The organism is Mesorhizobium sp. FG116 (assembly GCF_057809835.1).
In genome coordinates, this window is sequence record NZ_JBMDKS010000078.1 from 1 (window position 1) to 3712 (window position 3712).

The 3712-nt window shown below is 60.0% G+C and carries 4 protein-coding genes; all 4 read right to left on the bottom strand.

The annotated features are described in order from the left end of the window. Nucleotides 1–102: 102 nt before the first annotated feature. Nucleotides 103–1161: a sensor histidine kinase gene (locus tag ACODTY_RS23485; RefSeq protein ID WP_488996588.1), complete on the bottom strand. Its 1059-nt coding sequence runs from the start codon at nt 1159–1161 to the stop codon at nt 103–105. 8 nt (nt 1162–1169) lie between these two features. After that, nucleotides 1170–1709, bottom strand: a complete 540-nt coding sequence (locus ACODTY_RS23490) for a chemotaxis protein CheB (protein WP_488996589.1) — start codon at nt 1707–1709, stop codon at nt 1170–1172. A gap of 23 nt (nt 1710–1732) precedes the next feature. Beyond that, nucleotides 1733–2572: a CheR family methyltransferase gene (locus ACODTY_RS23495; protein WP_488996590.1), complete on the bottom strand. Its 840-nt coding sequence runs from the start codon at nt 2570–2572 to the stop codon at nt 1733–1735. Next, on the bottom strand, nt 2569–3712 hold a 1144-nt coding region (locus ACODTY_RS23500; protein WP_488996591.1), incomplete at its 5' end, for a response regulator. The genes ACODTY_RS23500 and ACODTY_RS23495, both read right to left, overlap by 4 nt.

The following is a 3712-nucleotide window of genomic DNA, read 5'->3' on the forward strand; positions in this document are numbered from 1 at the left end:
TGAACCGACGTTGTTGTTCGAGATCCCCATTTGCACCACCGTCGCAACGTACAAGTCGATCTCCTGGCTCGCGCTCTCAGTTCATCCCCAGAAACGCAGACATCAAACGACCAGATTTGCCAGGGGCACGCGCAGCGACAAGGACAGGCCTTCCTGCTCCCAGTCTCTGACGATTGCCCCGCCCAGGCCAGCCAGGGTCGCTTTCTCCAGCATCGTTCCAAAGCCCTCACGCGCAGATTTGGTTCTTGATGGCCTAACGCCTTGCTCGTCCCACTGCACATGAAGGGCATCATCGGTTGCTGACACTGCGATTTCCAGCTGACCATTTGGCGTGGACAGCGCCCCGTATTTGGCAGCGTTCGTCGTAAGTTCGTGAAACAGCAACGCCAGCGATGTCAGAGCCTTGCCCGAAAGCGGCGCGTCGGTGCCTTTGATGGCGATGCGTCGACCCGAGAGCGGCTCATGCGGGGCCAGGATTGCTTCCAAAAGAGAAACGACGGTTGTCCCAGTCGTGGCCTCCACCGCACCGCCATTCAAGTCCGGTAGTGTCAGGTCATGCGCCCGCGAAAGCGCTTGCAGCCGCGCTGTGAGATCGGCTTCGAGCTGACCGACACTCGTCGCGCGCCGGGCGCTGAGAGAGATCAATCCGGCCGCCAGGCTGAAGAGATTCTTTATGCGATGATTGATCTCGCGCAGCAGGAGATCCTTGTCGCGTGCCGCGTTTCTGAGGGCCTCGGCCTGGACGGCCAACTCATCGCGTTGCGCCGTGATCTCCTGACGCTGGCGGTAAAGGTCGAAAAATACCCCCGCTTTGCTTCGCAGCACATCGGTCTCGATCGGCTTCTGGATGAAATCGACCGCACCGGCCTCATAGCCCCGAAACCGCCGTTGACCATCGGCGCTGCCGGCGGTCACGAAAATGATCGGAATGTGCCGGGTCCTCTCGTTGCCGCGCATCAACTCGGCCAATTCAAAACCGTCCAGACCGGGCATCTGCACATCCACGAGCGCCAGGGCCACATCGTGCCGCAGGAGAAGCTCGAGCGCCTCGTCTCCCGAGCGCGCTTTCAGCAACAACAGATTGTCGCGGCGCAGCAGCGCCTCAAGCGACAGGAGATTTTCCTCGAGATCGTCGACCAGGAGAAAGGACACGGGAAGCATGGTCGATCTCAAACCTTTTGCAAGTACATGGCGATTTCCTCAAGCGCCATCACCTGCGCGAGGGGAGACAATTGTATAGCGGCTTCGGGCATCGCGGACGCGAAGGCCCGGCGTGGCTCCTGCACCAGCGCCACACCTCCCTGGTCCAGGACAGCGCGCATCCCCTTGGCTCCATCCTGATTGGCACCGGTGAGGACAATCGCGATCAAAGCCGGGCCGTAGACGTCTGCGGCGCTTTCGAACAGGACATCGATCGACGGCCGGGAAAACAGGACCGGCTCATCACTGGAGAGCGACAGACTTTTATCCGGCTCGATCAGAAGATGGTAGTCTGGCGGTGCGAAATAGACCGTCCCTCCGAGGATCGGCTCCTTATCGTCCGCCTCCCGGACCGGAATCTGGCACTTTGCCTGTAGAAGCTCCGCCAGCACGCTGCGCTTGTCGGGCGGCAGGTGCACGACTACCATCACCGACAACCTGAACCCTTTCGAGAGGGCCGGCAGGATGACCGAAAGCGCCTCGAGCGCCCCCGCGGATGCGCCAATCACCACAGCCTCCGCGCTCACCGACATCATGCAGCCCGCTTTTGATAGATTTTCTCATCGCGCACGAATTCCTCGAACGCTCCGGCATGGTGGGAGAACCGCAGGCTTTCCTTGGCCCCAAGCCCAAGAAACCCTTTTCGGATAAGCGAGTCGCCAAACAGCCCCAAGGCCCTGTCCTGCAAACCTCGATTGAAATAGATCAGGACGTTGCGACAGGAAATCAGATGCATCTCGCCAAACACCGCGTCCGTCACCAGGCTATGATCGGAAAACACAACGTTCCTGCGTAGAGTCTTGTCGAACTGAGCTCGCCCATACGCCGCCTGATAGTAGTCGGACAGGGACGACCTGCCGCCGGATTTGCGGTGGTTTTCGGTAAACAGTTGGACGCGGTCCAACGCGAAAACCCCTGACTCCGCGGCATGGAGGGCCTCCTGGTTGATATCAGTGGCGTAAAAGATGGTGCGCTCTTCCAGACCCTCCTCACGAAAGAGGATGACCAAGGAATAAAGTTCTTCACCGTTGCTGCAGCCCGCGACCCAGACCTTCAGCGAAGGATAGGTTTTCAGGTGCGGAACGACCTTCTCCCGAATGGCGCGGAAATAGCCTGGATCGCGAAACATCTCGCTGACCTGGACGGTCAGGTAGCGCAGGATCCGGGGCAGCATGGCCGGGTCGTGCATTACGCGTTCCTGAAGCGCGGAGAAGGTCGCAAACCCCATTTGTTCGCGAGCCTGCCTGAGGCGCCGTTTGATCGAGGCCAGGGAATAGTTGCGGAAATCGTAATGATACCTGACGTAGAGCGCCTCCAGCAGGAGCCTTATCTCAATGTCCTCGATCTTCTCGGCTGGATGGGTTTCGGTCACTTCGGCATCCAGACGCGTACAAGGGAGAGGAGCTTCTCGACGTCCAGAGGCTTCGCCATATAGTCGTTGGCGCCAGCCTCGATGCAGCGCTGCTGATCGTCGGGCATCGCCTTAGCCGTAAGCGCGATGATCGGCAGCTTCTTCCATTGCGGGTTCTTGCGGACTTCTCTTGTGGCAGTCAGCCCGTCCATCACCGGCATCATCACGTCCATGAGGACGAGTTCGATCCCATCGGGGCCGTTCGTGGCCTTTTCAAGGGCGGTCAGGGCCTCTTTGCCATTGCGTGCGATTTCGACGATCGCGCCACGCGGCTCAAGGATGTTGGTCAGGGCGTAGACGTTGCGGACATCGTCCTCGACCACAAGGATGCGCCGCCCCTCCAGCAAAGCGTCCCGGTGTCGGGCCTTGCGGATCATTCTCTGCTGTTCGTCGGGCAACTCGGAAACCACCTGATGGAGGAACAAGCTGACTTCGTCCAAGAGCCGCTCTGGGGATTTCGCGCCTTTGATGATGATCGACTTCGAATAGCGACGAAGGCGCTGCTCGTCGTCCGCTGCAAGTTCCCGGCCGGTATAGACGATAACGGGAGGAAAGGAGTAAGCGTCCTCTTGGCTCAGCGTCTCGAGCAGCGAGTAGCCCGATGCATCGGGCAAGGAGAGGTCGAGCACCATGCAGTCGAAGGTGCGCTCCTTCAGCAGCTTGAGGCACTCGGCCGCGGTGCCGGCGGTAACCGTCTCGACGTCGTGGGACGTCAGCAGCTTTGCAACGGCTTCCCGCTGCACCAGATCGTCCTCCACGATAAGAACCCTATGCACCCTTTGTGACAGCCGGGTTTCAAGTCCTTGCAGCACCTCGACCAATTGCTCACGTTTCACCGGCTTGAGTTCATAGCCCACCGCACCTAGCGAATAAGCGGTCTCGGCATGATCTCCGGCCGAGATGACGTGAATTGGGATGTGGCGTGTTCGGACGTCCCGCTTGAGGCGATCGAGTACCGAAAGGCCTGACTCGTCCGGCAGTCCGACATCAAGGACGATTGCGTTGGGCATGAACGCCTTGGCCAGGTCCAGCGCTTCCTCCGCCGTGGGCGCCACCAAAGCCCGGAAGCCCATCTCACGCGACAGGTCGCGCAGGATCGCA